Genomic DNA, 14,346 nt, shown 5'->3' with positions numbered 1-14,346 from the left:
CGTCACTCCACCGCGCGGATCAGCTTGCGTTCCAGCACCCGCAGCACGGTCTTGAGGTCCGCGCCACGTTTGAGGATCTGTCCGTCCATGCCGATCACGGAATACTGCCCCTGCTTTCCGCGTAGCTTCGGGCGTTTTTCGATCCGGTAAAGCGGGTTTTCGGCGGCGCGGCGGAAGACGGCGAAGACTGCAACGTCTTTCAGAAAACTCATTCCATAGTCGCGCCATTCTCCGGCTGCGACCATGCGCCCATAAAGGCCAAGGATGATGGAAAGCTCACGGCGGTCAAAGGCGACCTTTTCGTCCGAGCCGCGGGGAAACGGTGTTGGCGCGTTCATGGGGAAAATCTGCGCTCAATCGGCCCGCAAATCAATCCCCGGATGTGCCCGCCTGATTCAGGACACAAAAAGACCCGGTGTTTTGCCCGGCCTGCCCGCAATCACGCCCTGATTTGAAGGCAAACCAGTCCTCGAAGCGCAAGCTTCCCCGGTGCCGTGTTCAACAGCCCCCACCCAGTTTGCGGCACCGGGATCCAAAACCCCACCCTGAGCGGTGGGGTTTTGCATTTTTGCGCGGGTTCTTGCCGGTTATCAGTGAATGCTTTGCGCGAAGCCGCGTCCGATTTGCGCATTCCGACTCGCGATCGGGACCCTCAGGCCACCGTCCTGCATTTCGTCCGGTTCAGCCGAGGAGCGCGATCACGCCCGCGACCGTCAGGATCGAGAAGGTCGTCGAGACGAGGATCGCCGCCGAAACGCGCGCCGGCGCCACGCCGTAGTGCTGGGCGAGGATGAAGACGTTTCCGGCCACCGGCAGCGCGGCGGCCGAGATCATCACCTTGGCCGAAAAGGCATCGACCGAGAATACCAGCAGCGCCATGACCGCCACCGCCGCCGGGTGCAGCACCAGCTTGGCGAAGGAAAGCCAGACCGCGATCGACAGCCGCTCGGCCGATTTCGAGGCGAGCGAGGCACCGATGGCGAACAGCGCGCCCGGTGTCGCGGCGGCACCCAGCAGGACGAGCACCTCGTTGACCGGGCCGGGAAGCGGCAGACCGGTCGCCGACCATGCGAAGCCCGCGACGATGGACACGATCATCGGGTTCTTCACCAGCCCGAGGCCGACGGTGCCCAGCACCTTGGGGCTCACGCGACCGTCGCGGTGCCCGGTGATGAGGATCACGATCAGCGACGAGAAGACCACGAGGTCCACGGCAAGGCACAGCATCACCGGACCGATGGCTTCTTCCCCGAACAACAGCGCGAGCATGGGGACACCGAGAAAGCCGGTGTTGCCGATGACGGCGCATTGGGCCTCCACCGCGGCCTGCTCCAGCCCGATGTGCCGGACCAGTGCGACGATGGTGGCCACGATGTAAATGGCTGTCGTGCCGATCAGGTAGGCCCAGATGAACGGCCAGTCGATCACGTCGCCAAGGTTCAGGTTGGCCGAGAACCGGATCAGCATGGCCGAGAGCGCGAAATAGAATACGAACTTGGTCAGCGCGGCGGTCGCGGCTTCTGAGAAAAAGCCTGTCCGTCCCGCAAGATAGCCAACGGCGATCACGGCGAAAAAGGGCAGGACCTGGATCAGTACAGCGAGCATGTTTTGCCCCTAGCACGACATTTCGGGGGCCACCATCCTCAAGCGAAAACACCTTGGCAGAACCATCCCGCGCTCTGCGCCGCGCCGTGGGCGAAATAGAGCCAGAGCCGCTCGCCCCGTTCGGTGGTGACCACCCAGTAGTCGCGGCTCCCGGTGCGCCAGCCGGGGTCGTCGAGCCACCATTCCGGTGCGATGCGCTCCGGCCCGCTGGCCCCGGCGACCGCGTGGTCGCGCCCGCGCCAGCGAAACCGCTCGGGGAGGAGGGGCGCGGCGGGGATCATCACCGGCTCGGGGGGCCAGAGCCGGAGCGGGCGTTCACGGGCGGGCGCCTGCCATGTCGTCGAGGCGGGGGCAAAGACGGCGGCAACCACCGTGGCGCCCTTTTCGGGGATGTGGCTTTCGGCCGGGTGCAGGCGGGTCATCGCCTCCAGCCCCAGCCGCGTGCCGATCCGGCCCAGAAGGTCGTCGAGCCCGGCCCCCGGTCCGGTCCCCGCCACCTTGGCGCCCGCGTCCAGATGGCCGCGATGCTGCACCGCGTGGACCGGTTCGTGCTGGATGGCGACCAGACGCACCGCGTCGATGCCGAAGCCCGCGTCCACGTCCGACAGCTTCATGGCCAGCAGGGGCCGGATGCGGTGCGGATCGGCGGTGGGGCGGGCAAGCCCGGCCTCCACGGCCTGCATCGTGCGGTCGGTGCGCGAAAATTCCGCCCGCACCCGGCGCGCGCCCCGGCCCGCGCGGGTCAGCCGGTCGCACAGCTCCGGCAGCAGCCGGTCGAAACTCGCCAGCAGGTCCGCCTCCAGCCCCACGGGGTCGGGCAGGCCCATGCGCACGGCGAAGCGCATCGGGGGACGGGCCGGCGAGACCGGCTCCGGCTCCACCCCGAGCGCCTGGTCCAGCCGTTGCACCATGTGCCGACCGAAGCGGCGGGCGAGCCCGGCGCGGGGCGTGCCGAACAGGTCCTCGATCCGGCGCAGGCCGAGCCGGGTGAGCGCCTCGACCGTGTCGGGTTCCAGCCGGAGCGCCGACACGGGCAGCGGGCCGATGGCCTGCCGGGTCTGTCCGGGGGCGGCGATGCGCGGCGCGCTCGCCTCGGTCCGGGCCTTCGGCGCGGCGCCCCCGCGCGTCCAGTGCCGCCGCTTGACGGCACGCGACCGGGTGGCGCGCGCCTCCTGGTCGATCTCGTCGCCGGAGCGGTGCCCGCCGCCCTCCATCCCCGAATACCGCGCCAGCGCCCAGGCCGCGCCCAGCGTATCGGCCAGCCCCAGCCGCACGGTCAGGCCCAGACCGGCGCAATCCTCGTCGATCTGCGCCGCCAGCCCCTCTTCCCCGCCGAAGAGATGCGCGCAGCCGGTGATGTCGAGGATAAGCCCGTCCGGCGCGGCCTCGGCCACCCAGGGGCTGAACCGTCCCGCCCAGCGGCGCAGGGTGGTGAGGAACGCGGCCTCGGCAAGCTTGTTCGCAGGGCGCGAGGTCAGGCCCGGACACATCGCCCGCCCGTCGCGCAGGGGCTGGCCCAGCGTCAGCCCGGCGGCCTGCGCGGCCCCGTTCATCGAGGCGATCACCTGCGCGCCGCGCTGATCCTCGACCACCACGAAGGGTGCTTCGGGCAGACCTCTCTCAAGCCGGAGCAGCCGTTCGGCGGCAAGCCGGGGAAACCAGAGCGACAGGTGACGTTTGGCAGGCATGGCGGCGGGCAGCATCGCAAATGTTCACATAATGTTCTCATACGCGACTCGCGCCGGGGGAGTCGAGTCCGCCGATGGGCCGCTTTCGCGGGGTTGTTACTGTGGTTTCACGGATGGCTGGCTAAGGTGGCCCGGGACGAAAGCCAAACCTATTGATCACCAAGGAAAATACATGACCAAGATACGAGTAATCCTCGCCACCGCCGCCCTCGCCATGACCACCGGAACGCTCATCGCACATGCCGATGTCGAAGATCCGGACGTCAAGGCCCGGATGGACACGATGGGCGGGATCGGTGCCAACATGAAAACCCTGAGCCAGATGTCCAAAGGCCAGATCGCGTTCGACGCCGCGGCTGCACAGGCGGCCATCGACGAGATGGCCGAAGCGGCGGAAACGATCCCCGATGTTTTCGAAACCCCGGCAAAGGACCCGGAATCAGAGGCCTCCGACGAGATCTGGGAAAACTGGGAGGATTTCGTGTCCAAGGCCGAAGCGTTGCAAGAGGCGGCCTCCGGCGCGACCGTGACCGATGAGGCCTCGCTCGGCGCCGCGATGGGGTCCATCGGCGGCACCTGTGGCTCGTGCCACCGCGCCTACCAGCTTTGAATCACATCTGAGGAACGCGCACGGGGCGGCCCATCGGCCGCCCCGTTTCTTGTCCCGTCGCGGAGTCCGGCGTCAGCCGCACCAGATGCGCGTGATGACCTCATTCTCGTCGAGGTCGATGTTGAGCCGGTTCTGAAGGTAGTCCTCCGTCACCGCATCGCCGGGGCGGATGACCCTCAGGTCAGGCCATTCGATGCGGGTGTTGGCATAGGGCTGACCCACGAAATCCTGAAACGCGGGCGCGGGGCAGACGCCAAGCTGCCCGGTGGGATCGTGGCGCACCTCGGCCCCGCGTTCGCAGGCGGTGAGCATCGTCGCGGCGACGAGGGGAAGCAGGGCAAGTCTCATCCGCAGTACACCTTCGTGATGGTCCCGTCCTCGTCGACCTCGACATTGAGCCGGTCCGCGCGGAAATCCATCGTCACGGCCATGCCCGGCTCGATGATGCGCAGCTTGTCACCCGGTTCAAGGTCGTCCTGTGCGGCGATGTCTTCGCCAACCATCGACTGCCGCGCCTCTGCGCCGCAGTCATCCGTCGGGGCTTGGGCGGCGGTTTCGTCCTCCGGCTGACAGGCGGCGAGCGCCAGCGCGGCGACCGGTATGAGGGCTGTTCTGAACATGGGTCCTAGATAACCTGCGGGGGCCGGGGCACAAGTTACGCCATTGAAAGAGCGCGGAATCTCGCCCAATGTGCGGTCGAAGCGAATTGGAGGGCTCCCTGATGAGAACGCGCGCCGCGGTGGCCACAGCCGCCGGAAAACCCCTTGAAGTGATGGATGTAAACCTGGACGGCCCCAAGGCGGGCGAGGTTCTGGTCGAGGTCAAGGCGACCGGCATCTGCCACACCGACGAATTCACCCTGTCCGGCGCCGATCCCGAGGGGCTCTTCCCGGCGATCCTCGGCCACGAAGGCGCGGGCGTCGTCATGGAAGTGGGCGAAGGCGTGACCAGCGTGAAGCCGGGCGATCATGTGATCCCGCTCTACACGCCCGAATGCCGCGAATGCTATTCCTGCACGTCAGGCAAGACCAACCTCTGCACCTCGATCCGCGCGACGCAGGGGCAGGGCATCATGCCGGACGGGACCAGCCGCTTCTCCACCCTCGATGGCGACCCGATCCTGCACTACATGGGCTGCTCGACCTTCTCGAACCACACGGTCCTGCCCGAAATCGCGCTTGCCAAGGTGCGCGAGGACGCCCCGTTCGACAAGATCTGCTACATCGGCTGCGGCGTGACGACGGGCATCGGCGCAGTCATCAACACCGCCAAGGTCGAAATCGGATCGACCGCCGTGGTCTTTGGCTTGGGCGGCATCGGCCTCAACGTCATCCAAGGCCTTCGCCTCGCGGGGGCCGACATGATCATCGGTGTCGACCTGAACCCGGCGAAAAAGGAAATGGCCGAACGCTTCGGCATGACCCACTTCATCAACCCCTCCGAACTGGAAGAAGACCTCGTCCCCTACATCGTGAACCTCACCAAGCGGCGCGGCGACCTGATCGGCGGCGCGGATTACACCTTCGACTGCACCGGGAATGTGAAGGTCATGCGCGACGCGCTGGAATGTGCGCACCGTGGCTGGGGCGAGTCGATCATCATCGGCGTGGCCCCGGCGGGGGCCGAGATTTCGACCCGCCCCTTCCAGCTCGTCACGGGCCGCGTCTGGAAAGGCACGGCCTTCGGCGGCGCCCGTGGCCGGACCGACGTCCCCAAGATCGTGGACTGGTACATGGACGGCAAGATCGAGATCGACCCGATGATCACCCACACGATGCCGCTGGATGACATCAACACCGGCTTCGACCTGATGCACTCGGGGGAATCCATCCGCTCGGTCGTTCTTTACTGACACCCTGCGCCCGGCGCAGGCACCCAACGGTCGGAGCCGCCATGCGGTCTCCGGCCGTTCGTGTCTGGTGCGCACCTTTCGCGCTCCCCCGAAGGGCCCCGGTCCGGGCCCAGCACTGCGATAGCGAGAGCGGGTGACGCCGCCATTCATCTGGGATACCGAGGGCACAGCACATAACGAGAAGGTCCTCCAAAGATGCCCGACGCCAACCCGCTCCTCGCCGTCCTGATCGACGCCGACAACATCCCGGCCCGCTTCGCCGAACCGATCCTCAAGGAAGTCACGAGCTACGGCGAACCCGCGCTGCGCCGCGTCTACGGCGACTGGTCGAGCCAGCGGCTCGCCCCGTGGAAAACCAAGGTCGCCTCGCTCGGCATGGTCGCGCACCAGGACAGCGCGAACACCAAAGGCAAGAACGCCTCGGACATCGGCCTCGTGATCGACGCGATGGACCTCATGCACACCGGGCGTTTCGACGGCTTCGTACTGGTCTCGTCCGACAGCGATTTCACCGCGCTCGCCAACCGCATCCGCGAACAGGGGATGACGGTCATCGGCATCGGCGAAGGCAAGACGCCCGAGTCGCTGCGCAACGTCTGCTCCCGCTTCGTGATGATCGAGAACCTTGTCGACGAAGAGCCCGAGAAGCCCGCCGAGGGCAAGAAGGGCAAGCGTGACGTGAAGGATGCCCTGCCGCTCATCTTCCGCGCGATGGAAAAGATCGACCAGGATGGCGAATGGTTCCAGCTTGGCGTGATCGGTCAGGCGATCCAGGCCGACAACCGCGACTTCGACACACGGACCTACGGGCGTGCCAAGCTTTCCGACCTGATCCGCGACACCAAGCGTTTCGAGTCCAAGCGTGAGGGCAACCACGTCTACATCCGCCGCGTGGACTGACCCCACCCCGCGACCAAGCGCCCCCTTGCGTTGACGGTATAGTTCACTAGTTTGGAATCGTTCCAAAGAGGTGTTGAAATGATCCCCGGTTTCTCGTCGTCCCGCCGCCGTTTCTCGGACCTGTCCGAACAGGAGATCCTTGCCCTCGCGATTTCGAACGAGGAGGACGACGCCCGCATCTACCGCCAGTATGCCGAGCGGCTGCGCGAGGATTTCCCCGCCTCCGCCAAAGTGTTCGAGGAGATGGCGCATGAGGAGGACGAGCACCGCCAATGGCTCATCGATGAGCATACCCGGCGCTTCGGCTCCGTCATCCCGCTCATCCGGCGTGAGCATGTCGCAGGGTATTTCGCGCGCCAGCCCGTCTGGCTGATCGAAAACCTCGGGCTGGAGCGGATGCGGGGCGAGGCGCGGGAGATGGAGCGGCAGGCGGAGCAGTTCTACCGCAAGGCCGCCGACCGTACCTCCGATGCCGGAACCCGCAGGCTGTTGGGTGACCTTGCAGCCGCCGAGGCCGGGCACAACGATACGGCCGGGCAGCTCGAACAGAAATATCTCGGCGGCGAAGCGCGTGAGAAAGAGGATGACTCGGCGCGCCGCCAGTTCATCCTGACATGGGTGCAGCCGGGGCTCGCGGGTCTGATGGACGGCTCGGTGTCGACCCTCGCGCCGATCTTCGCAACCGCCTTCGCCACCCGCGATCCGCACACGACGCTTCTCGTGGGCCTCGCCGCCGCCGTGGGCGCGGGGATTTCGATGGGGTTCACCGAAGCTGCGTCGGACGATGGTGAGCTATCGGGACGTGGCTCGCCGCTCAAGCGCGGTGTCTCGTCCGGGGTGATGACAACGGTGGGCGGGCTGGGCCACGCGCTCCCTTACCTCATCACGGATTTCTGGACCGCCACGATCATCGCGATCATCGTCGTCTTTGTCGAACTCTGGGCCATCGTCTGGATTCAGAACAAGTTCATGGACACGCCCTTCTTCCGCGCGACGTTCCAGGTCGTCCTTGGCGGCGCGCTCGTTTTCGCCGCCGGTGTCCTGATCGGCGGGGGCTGACCTAGACCGGGTTGAGAAGCTCGCCGGTGTCGAGGAACGACAGGATGTTGTCGGCGGCCATCAGCCCCATCGCCTCCCGGACTTCCAGCGCGGCGGTGCCGAGGTGGGGCAGGAGCGTGACGTTCTCCATCGCGCGCAGCGCTTCGGGCACATGCGGCTCGTTCTCGTAAACGTCCAGCCCCGCCCCACGAATATCGCCCGCCTCCAACGCGGCGATGAGCGCCGGCTCGTCCACCACGTCCCCGCGCGAGATGTTCACGAAGATCGCGCCGTCGGGCATCTGCGCGAAGACCTCGCGCCCGATCAGGTGGTGGGTCTCCGGCCCGCCGGGCACCGCGACGACGAGGATATCGGCAAGCGCAGCCACGTCCCCGATACTCTCGTACTGCCGCGCTGGGAAGTCGCAGCGCTTGGGTGATCGGTTGTAGAAGATCACGTTCATGTCGAAGCCATAATGGCACCGCTTGGCGATGGCCTGCCCGATCCGTCCCATGCCGATGATGCCCAGCGTCTTGCCGGTCACATGCATCCCCAGCATCTGCATCGGGTTCCAGCCGACCCACTTGCCCGCCCGCACGAAGCGTTCGCCTTCGCCCGCCCGCCGTGCGGTCATCAGGATCAGCGTGAGCGCGATGTCCGCCGTGGCATCCGTGACCGTTCCGGGCGTGTTCGTGACCGCCACGCCATGCTCTTTCGCTGCCGCCGCATCGATATGGTTGTAGCCGACCCCGAAATTGGCGAGCAGTTTGCACCGGATGTCGCCCGCCGCCTCGAACACCTCAGCCGAAAACGCGTCGCCCAGCGTCGGCAACACGGCGTCGAAACTGGTGAGCGCCGTGATCAGCTCGTCCGCGTCAAGCGGGTCGGAGGTTTCGCGCAGGGTCACGTCATGGCGGTCGCTCAGGCGCGCGACCACCGCGTCCGGCAGGGGCCGGGTGATGAGGATCTCGGCCATCAGTAAAGCCGCCCGCCGTCGGGCACGGACTTGTCCGGCGTGATCAGCACCACCTCGTCATCCGCGTCTGGCACGCCAAGGACGAGGACTTCGGACATGAACTTGCCGATCTGGCGCGGCGGGAAGTTGATCACGGCCATGACGCCCATCCCCATGACGCTCGCGGGCGTGTAATGCTTGGTGATCTGGGCCGAGGTTTTCTTGACCCCGATCTCCTTGCCGAAGTCGACCCAGAGCTTGATCGCGGGCTTTCGTGCCTCGGGAAACGGCTCGGCCTTGACCACCGTGCCCTTGCGCACGTCGACCTTGAGGAAGTCGTCGAAACTGATCTCGCTCATTCTCCAAGCTCCTTGTCGCGCTTGATCGCCGCTGCTACGGCCCGTTTCAGGAGCGGGGGGAAGCCGTCCTCGTCGTTCATCAGAACCTCCAACGCGGCCTGCGTGACCCCGTTGGGCGAGGTGACGTTGACGCGCAACTGCCCCGGGTCCTCGTCCGCGTTCTCGGCCAGATGTCCGGCCCCCGCGACAGTGGCCTTCGCCAATTGCAGGGCCAGCTCCGGGGCAAGCCCGTTTGCCTCGCCCGCTGCCGCCATCGCCTCGATCAGGTGGAAGGTATAGGCCGGGCCGCAGCCGGAAATCGCCGTGACCGCACCCATCTGCGCCTCGCTCTCCAGCCGCACGACCTGACCGACCGCTGACAACAGGCTTTCTGCAAGGTCCGCGTGATCCGCTCCGGCCGCGCCGTTCCCGATGATCGCCGTCACGCCACGGCCCACGGCGGCGGGGGTGTTGGGCATCGCGCGCACGATGGGGGTCTTGTCGCCAAGCATGTCCTCGTAAGTCGCCAGCGTGATCCCGGCGGCGACCGAGACGAACAGCGTCGTGCCGTTCCCCATCGCCTTCAGCGTGGGCAGCGCGTCGGCCATCATCTGCGGTTTCACCGCCACCAGAACGACGGCGGGCGCTTCGGGCAAATCCGCGTTGAGGTTCAGACCTTCAAGCTCCTGAAGCCACTCCGACGGCTTCGGATCGCTCACCCAGACCGACGACGCCGGAAGTCCGCCGTCCAGCCAGCCCCTGAGCATCGCCGAGCCCATCTTGCCGCAACCCAGAAGGACCATGCCCTTCTCGCGAATATCGTTCATGTCCATCGCCGTCTCCCTTGTCGGCGGCGAGACTAGGCGGGGGCGGGGCGGGGTGCAATCCGCATACGAAAACAGGGGGCCGAAGCCCCCCGTCGCCGTTCACTTGGAGATGAAAATCGTCAGGCGCGTCCGTAGGCCTGTGCCATCGCGACCTGCATGGCGTCCTCGACGCTGCGATCGCCCCAGTTCACAAGCTGGAACGCCGGGTAGAAGCGCTCGCAGTTCTGAACCGAAGACGAGATCAGGCGGGCGAGCTGTTCCGGCCCGGCCATCAGCCCACCGGCGAGGACGAGCCCGTAACGGAACACCATCAGGCGCTGCTCGTACCAGTAGGTGAAGGCCCCGTCCCAGACCATGTCGTTCGTCGCGTTCAGCGCCTCGTAGAGCTTGCCGAGCTTTTCCTCGGGCGGCTCCATTTCGAAGGTGCAGATCAGGCGGAGCGTCTCGTCATACGGGCTCCACGCCAGGGTGATCGAGTAGGTGCGCCACTGACCCTCGACCGCCATCGCGATCTGGTCGTCGGCCACGCGGTCGAAGTCCCAGGCGTGGTGCTCGGCGAGGGTTTCAACGATGTCTATCGGATGAAGGTCTTCGGATTCGAGGTAATGCTCGGTCGCCGCCATGGCTTGTCCCTTCTGCTCGGTTCAGCCTTCGCGGATGCAGAAACGCAAGGGCTGGTTGCCTGTTCCGGGTGTGGCGTCTCGTGCGCCCCATCCCTACTAGATATGGTGTGATATTCGTTGACTCCTGTAAAGGAGAAAGTCGAAAATCGGCTTTTTCTGAACGAATCGAGTCGCTTGAGGACTCGCGACTTGCACAATTCGCGTAATTTATTCGGGATTTCCGTGCGTTAACCACGCCGAACAGCGCGGGATCTTGCCGGGTCAGGCGGCGCGGCCCCGGATCAGGTCGGCGGCCTTCTCGGCGATCATGATGGTGGGCGACGCGGTGTTGCCCGAGGTGATCGTCGGCATGACGCCCGCATCCACGATCCGCAGTCCATCCATCCCGTGGACCTTCAGATCCGGGCCGACCACCGCCATCGTATCCGTCCCCATCCTGGTTGTGCCAACCGGGTGGAAGATGGTCGAGGCGATATCGCCGACGCCGCGCAAAAGGTCGGCGTCCGTGGCGCAGTCCGGGCCCGGCAGGAACTCGCGCGGCGCGTATTTCTGCATGGCGGGCATTCTCATCAGCGCACGGGCCTGCTGCACCGCCTTGACCGCCACCAGCTTGTCCTTCTCGGCTGTGAGGTAGCCCAGCCGGATATCGGGCTGCTCGCCCGGATCGGTCGAGCGCAGGTGCGATGTGCCCCGGCTTTCGGGGCGCAGGTTGCAGACCGACACGGTGATGCCGGGGAAGGGGTCGAGCGGATCGCCCAGGGCCTTCGTGGTCAGCGGCTGAACGTGGTATTCGAGGTCAGGCGTCGCCACGCTCTCGTCCGACCGGGTGAATATGCCCAGCTGAGACGGGGCCATCGCCAGCGGCCCTGAGCGTTTGAGCGCGTATTCCAGCCCCATCCGCATCTTGCCGATCATGGAGTTGGTCAGCTGGTTCAGCGTCTTCGCGCCCTCGACCTCATAGGCCGTGCGGATCTGAAGGTGGTCCTGAAGGTTCTTGCCGACACCCGCCAACCCATGCGCCACATCGATCCCGAAGTTGCCCAGAACCTCCGGGTCGCCGATGCCCGACAGTTCCATGAGCTTGGGGGAATTGAGGCTTCCGGCTGCAAGGATCACCTCGCGCTGGGCCCGCGCCTCCTGCACCGCGCTGCCGACGCGCCAGCGCACGCCCTTGGCCCGCTTGCCGTCCAGCATGATCTTTTCCGCCAGCGCGCCCGTCACCACCCGCAGATTGGCCCGGCCCTGCACGGGCCGCAGGAACGCCTTGGCGGTGGACCAGCGCACGCCGTTCGACTGGTTCACCTCGAAGAACCCGACGCCCTCGTTGAGCCCGTCGTTGAAGTCGTCCGCGACCGGGATGCCGAACTCGATAGCGGCCTGTTTGACGGCCTCGAGCACATCCCACGTCAGGCGCTGTTTCTGCACCTTCCACTCTCCGCCCGAACCGTGCAGCTTGCTGTCGCCCGCGTGATGGTCCTCGCTCCGCCGGAAATAGGGCAGCACATCGTCCCAGCCCCAGCCCGTATTGCCCATCTGCCGCCAACCGTCATAGTCGGCGGCCTGACCCCGCATGTAGATCATGCCGTTGATCGACGTGCAGCCGCCCAGAACCTTGCCTCGCGGATAGGCAAGGCTGCGACCGTTCAGACCCGGCTCCTCGGACGTGCGCATCATCCAGTCGGTGCGCGGATTGCCCATCGTGTAGAGATAGCCGACCGGAACGTGAATCCACGCATAGCTGTCGCGCCCGCCCGCTTCGAGAAGCAGCACGCGCGTCGCCGGATCTTCGCTCAGCCGGTTGGCCAGAACGCAGCCCGCCGTGCCGGCACCCACGATGATGTAATCCCAGTCGCCCCCGATATCGCCCATCTCGCCCCTCCAGATGCCTCAATAGTGGTCATAATCCGGCCCGGATCACCGGGGCAAGGAGGATGACGTATGGTTGCCAGAGATCATAATTGCCTGAGTCCGGGGGATGACATATGCAAAGCTCATGGGGGCGGTATTTTTGCGAAGAGCTGGGGTAATTCTGGCCATGTCGGCGGGTGCGGCCGTCACGGGGCCTTTCGGCACATTTTCGGACCTGACCCTGCTGGAACGCTTGGTCTATTGGCCGGCAGGGATTGCCGGCGCGGCGCTTTCCGTGATCGCGGCTGTCGGTATCGCCATGGCGCGGCTGCCAGACAATTGGCACCCGGTGTTCCGAATCGCGATCGGCGCGTTCGCGGCAGGCCCGTTGGCCGCGGCTTTGTTGCTCGGCCTCGACATCACGTTCCGTGGAGAGGCGTTGACGGCCTACAACATCGGTTTCCGCTGGGTCTTCGTCTTCCTGATCGGCTTTCCGATCGCGGTGGTCGAGACCTACGTCCGCCCCGCCACCCTGGCCCGCCACCGTGCAGCGGCGCTGGCGGAAGTCGAAGGCGCGGCTGCCGAGCCGGAGCCCATCGCGCCGACTGATGAACCCGACGCCCCCGAGCCACCCCTCTTCCTGCGCAACCTGGACGTCGATGACGCGAGAAACCTGATCCGGATCGAGACGCAGGACCATTATCTGGACGTGGTGACGTCAGCGGGCGAACATCGCATCCTGAAGCGCATGTCCGATGCCATCGCCGAACTGAACGGCTTTCCGGGACTACAGATTCACCGCTCGCACTGGGTGGCCCTCGACGCCGTGGAGCGGCTCGAACGCGAAGGGCGCAAGGCGCGCGTCGTGCTCAAGAACGGCGACACGATTCCGGTGAGCCGTCCGAATATTCCCGTCGTCGCCACGGCGCTCGAGAACCGCTGAGCATGGACAGGCGGTTCGCGGGTTCCTAGGTATCTGGCGAAAGGACGCCCCATGATACCCTATTCCATCCTCGACCTCGCCCCGATCCCGTCAGGCTCCACGCCCGGCGAGGCGCTCGCCAATTCCGTCGACCTCGCACAGGAGGCAGAGCGGCTGGGCTACAGCCGGTACTGGTTCGCCGAACACCACAACTCCACCGGCATCGCCTCCGCCGCGACCTCGATCCTGATCGGGCATGTCGCGGGACAGACCGACAGGATTCGGGTCGGCGCCGGGGGGATCATGCTGCCAAACCATGCGCCGCTCATGGTGGCCGAGCAGTTCGGCACCTTGGCCACGCTCTATCCCGACCGTATCGACCTCGGACTTGGCCGTGCGCCGGGCACCGACATGGCGACCGCCCGCGCGCTCAGGCGCATCATGACGCAGGCGGATACCTTCCCGGACGATGTTGTCGAGTTGATGAGCTATTTCGACCCGCTCACCGAGGGGCAGCGGATCAAGGCGATCCCCGGCGCGGGCACGAACGTGCCGGTCTGGATGCTGGGCTCCTCGCTGTTCGGCGCGCAACTCGCCGCACATCTCGGGCTGCCCTACGCCTTCGCCTCGCATTTCGCGCCCGACGCGCTTGAGGACGCGCTCCACGTCTATCGGTCGTCCTTCCAGCCGGGTCGCACCGACGCCCCGCGCTTCATGCTGGCGGTCAACGTCTTCGCCGCCGATACCGAGGCCGAGGCGCACCGGCTGCGCACCTCGATGCAGCAGGCGTTCCTGAACCTGCGCACGGGATCGCCCGGACCGCTGCCGGCCCCCGTCGATGATATCTCGCTCGTCGCCTCGCCCGACCAGATCGCGATGCTCAACCACGCCCTGCGCGTCACGGCGGTCGGTGATCCGGACCAGGTGGCCCGCCAGCTCGACGACCTGATCGCGCGTTATCGGCCGGACGAGCTGATCCTGACCGGCATGATCCACGACCCGGCCGCCCGCAAACGCTCCTTCGCCATCGCGGCCGAGGCGCTGGCGGCCCGCGCCGAAGCCGTCTGACCCATGCGCAATCCGCTTGGGAAAGCGCGCGCCGCGCCGTAACATCGGGGCATCGGTTCGCGACCGCGGTAT

General features: G+C 66.2%; 16 protein-coding genes. 6 read left to right on the top strand and 10 right to left on the bottom strand.

The features are described 5' to 3' along the window. Positions 1–2: 2 nt before the first annotated feature. The 3 genes from B2585_RS12570 to B2585_RS12560 form a co-directional block, all read right to left on the bottom strand. The gene (locus B2585_RS12570) at positions 3–338 is read right to left on the bottom strand and encodes a DUF2794 domain-containing protein (protein ID WP_292023576.1); all 336 of its coding nucleotides are present in this window, start codon (positions 336–338) and stop codon (positions 3–5) included. Positions 339–681: 343 nt separating this feature from the next. Then, positions 682–1,605 carry an AEC family transporter gene (locus B2585_RS12565; RefSeq protein ID WP_292023574.1) on the bottom strand — a complete coding sequence of 308 codons (924 nt, stop codon included), beginning with the start codon at positions 1,603–1,605 and terminating at the stop codon, positions 682–684. A gap of 38 nt (positions 1,606–1,643) precedes the next feature. Continuing rightward, complete coding sequence (locus B2585_RS12560) at positions 1,644–3,293, bottom strand: DUF6504 family protein (protein WP_292023571.1); 1,650 nt, start codon at positions 3,291–3,293, stop codon at positions 1,644–1,646. A 172-nt stretch (positions 3,294–3,465) separates the two neighbouring features. Here B2585_RS12560 and B2585_RS12555 point away from each other — a divergent pair, with 172 nt between their 5' ends. Continuing rightward, on the top strand, positions 3,466–3,903 hold the full coding sequence (locus tag B2585_RS12555) for a c-type cytochrome (RefSeq protein WP_292023569.1): 438 nt from the start codon (positions 3,466–3,468) through the stop codon (positions 3,901–3,903). 72 nt (positions 3,904–3,975) lie between these two features. Here the strand turns inward: B2585_RS12555 and B2585_RS12550 are convergent, their stop codons facing one another. Both B2585_RS12550 and B2585_RS12545 read right to left on the bottom strand, forming a co-directional pair. Next, complete coding sequence (locus B2585_RS12550; RefSeq protein WP_292023567.1) at positions 3,976–4,251, bottom strand: I78 family peptidase inhibitor; 276 nt, start codon at positions 4,249–4,251, stop codon at positions 3,976–3,978. Beyond that, positions 4,248–4,523, bottom strand: coding sequence for an I78 family peptidase inhibitor (locus B2585_RS12545; protein ID WP_292023565.1), 276 nt, complete (start codon positions 4,521–4,523; stop codon positions 4,248–4,250). Before B2585_RS12545 ends, B2585_RS12550 begins: the two co-directional genes overlap by 4 nt. Positions 4,524–4,624: 101 nt before the next feature. Between B2585_RS12545 and B2585_RS12540 the strand changes: the two genes are divergently transcribed. The 3 genes from B2585_RS12540 (at position 4,625) to mbfA (ending at position 7,714) form a co-directional block, all read left to right on the top strand. After that, the gene (locus tag B2585_RS12540) at positions 4,625–5,755 is read left to right on the top strand and encodes an S-(hydroxymethyl)glutathione dehydrogenase/class III alcohol dehydrogenase (RefSeq protein ID WP_292023563.1); all 1,131 of its coding nucleotides are present in this window, start codon (positions 4,625–4,627) and stop codon (positions 5,753–5,755) included. A 195-nt stretch (positions 5,756–5,950) separates the two neighbouring features. Continuing rightward, complete coding sequence (locus tag B2585_RS12535) at positions 5,951–6,655, top strand: NYN domain-containing protein (protein WP_292023561.1); 705 nt, start codon at positions 5,951–5,953, stop codon at positions 6,653–6,655. Between the two features lie 78 nt (positions 6,656–6,733). Beyond that, the gene (gene mbfA / locus B2585_RS12530; protein WP_292023559.1) at positions 6,734–7,714 is read left to right on the top strand and encodes an iron exporter MbfA; all 981 of its coding nucleotides are present in this window, start codon (positions 6,734–6,736) and stop codon (positions 7,712–7,714) included. Position 7,715: 1 nt separating this feature from the next. Here the strand turns inward: mbfA and B2585_RS12525 are convergent, their stop codons facing one another. The 5 genes from B2585_RS12525 to B2585_RS12505 form a co-directional block, all read right to left on the bottom strand. Further along, entirely contained in the window at positions 7,716–8,669 is a 954-nt protein-coding gene (locus B2585_RS12525; protein ID WP_292023557.1) for a 2-hydroxyacid dehydrogenase, read from the bottom strand. Next, positions 8,669–9,007 (bottom strand): tRNA-binding protein, encoded by a 339-nt coding sequence (locus tag B2585_RS12520; RefSeq protein WP_292023555.1) that lies wholly within the window; start codon positions 9,005–9,007, stop codon positions 8,669–8,671. The genes B2585_RS12525 and B2585_RS12520 overlap by 1 nt, the downstream gene beginning before the upstream one ends. Then, positions 9,004–9,819, bottom strand: a complete 816-nt coding sequence (gene proC, locus B2585_RS12515; RefSeq protein ID WP_292023553.1) for a pyrroline-5-carboxylate reductase — start codon at positions 9,817–9,819, stop codon at positions 9,004–9,006. The genes B2585_RS12520 and proC overlap by 4 nt, the downstream gene beginning before the upstream one ends. A 113-nt stretch (positions 9,820–9,932) precedes the next feature. After that, a complete protein-coding gene (locus tag B2585_RS12510; RefSeq protein ID WP_292023551.1) occupies positions 9,933–10,436 on the bottom strand; it encodes a YbjN domain-containing protein in 504 nt (167 codons plus the stop codon). 261 nt (positions 10,437–10,697) lie between these two features. Continuing rightward, the gene (locus tag B2585_RS12505) at positions 10,698–12,305 is read right to left on the bottom strand and encodes a GMC family oxidoreductase (RefSeq protein ID WP_292023549.1); all 1,608 of its coding nucleotides are present in this window, start codon (positions 12,303–12,305) and stop codon (positions 10,698–10,700) included. A 124-nt stretch (positions 12,306–12,429) separates the two neighbouring features. On the opposite strand from B2585_RS12505, the gene B2585_RS12500 reads away from it, so the two are divergent. Together B2585_RS12500 and B2585_RS12495 are read left to right on the top strand one after the other, a co-directional pair. Beyond that, positions 12,430–13,227 (top strand): LytTR family DNA-binding domain-containing protein, encoded by a 798-nt coding sequence (locus B2585_RS12500; protein WP_292023548.1) that lies wholly within the window; start codon positions 12,430–12,432, stop codon positions 13,225–13,227. A 51-nt stretch (positions 13,228–13,278) separates the two neighbouring features. After that, positions 13,279–14,274, top strand: a complete 996-nt coding sequence (locus B2585_RS12495; protein WP_292023546.1) for an LLM class flavin-dependent oxidoreductase — start codon at positions 13,279–13,281, stop codon at positions 14,272–14,274. Positions 14,275–14,346 lie beyond the last annotated feature (72 nt).

It is taken from the genome of Maritimibacter sp. UBA3975 (genome assembly GCF_002384975.1).
Classification (GTDB): Bacteria; Pseudomonadota; Alphaproteobacteria; order Rhodobacterales; family Rhodobacteraceae; genus Maritimibacter.
The sequence above is the reverse complement of the archived record's forward strand: the minus strand, read 5'-3'. Positions and strand labels throughout refer to the sequence as shown.

Bases quoted from the DNA above. Each gene is read 5' to 3' on its own strand.
- B2585_RS12570 (WP_292023576.1), bottom strand. From the start codon at position 338: ATGAACGCGCCAACACCGTTTCCCCGCGGCTCGGACGAAAAGGTCGCC.
- B2585_RS12565 (WP_292023574.1), bottom strand. From the start codon at position 1,605: ATGCTCGCTGTACTGATCCAGGTCCTGCCCTTTTTCGCCGTGATCGCC.
- B2585_RS12560 (WP_292023571.1), bottom strand. From the start codon at position 3,293: ATGCCTGCCAAACGTCACCTGTCGCTCTGGTTTCCCCGGCTTGCCGCC.
- B2585_RS12555 (WP_292023569.1), top strand. From the start codon at position 3,466: ATGACCAAGATACGAGTAATCCTCGCCACCGCCGCCCTCGCCATGACC.
- B2585_RS12550 (WP_292023567.1), bottom strand. From the start codon at position 4,251: ATGAGACTTGCCCTGCTTCCCCTCGTCGCCGCGACGATGCTCACCGCC.
- B2585_RS12545 (WP_292023565.1), bottom strand. From the start codon at position 4,523: ATGTTCAGAACAGCCCTCATACCGGTCGCCGCGCTGGCGCTCGCCGCC.
- B2585_RS12540 (WP_292023563.1), top strand. From the start codon at position 4,625: ATGAGAACGCGCGCCGCGGTGGCCACAGCCGCCGGAAAACCCCTTGAA.
- B2585_RS12535 (WP_292023561.1), top strand. From the start codon at position 5,951: ATGCCCGACGCCAACCCGCTCCTCGCCGTCCTGATCGACGCCGACAAC.
- mbfA (WP_292023559.1), top strand. From the start codon at position 6,734: ATGATCCCCGGTTTCTCGTCGTCCCGCCGCCGTTTCTCGGACCTGTCC.
- B2585_RS12525 (WP_292023557.1), bottom strand. From the start codon at position 8,669: ATGGCCGAGATCCTCATCACCCGGCCCCTGCCGGACGCGGTGGTCGCG.
- B2585_RS12520 (WP_292023555.1), bottom strand. From the start codon at position 9,007: ATGAGCGAGATCAGTTTCGACGACTTCCTCAAGGTCGACGTGCGCAAG.
- proC (WP_292023553.1), bottom strand. From the start codon at position 9,819: ATGGACATGAACGATATTCGCGAGAAGGGCATGGTCCTTCTGGGTTGC.
- B2585_RS12510 (WP_292023551.1), bottom strand. From the start codon at position 10,436: ATGGCGGCGACCGAGCATTACCTCGAATCCGAAGACCTTCATCCGATA.
- B2585_RS12505 (WP_292023549.1), bottom strand. From the start codon at position 12,305: ATGGGCGATATCGGGGGCGACTGGGATTACATCATCGTGGGTGCCGGC.
- B2585_RS12500 (WP_292023548.1), top strand. From the start codon at position 12,430: ATGGGGGCGGTATTTTTGCGAAGAGCTGGGGTAATTCTGGCCATGTCG.
- B2585_RS12495 (WP_292023546.1), top strand. From the start codon at position 13,279: ATGATACCCTATTCCATCCTCGACCTCGCCCCGATCCCGTCAGGCTCC.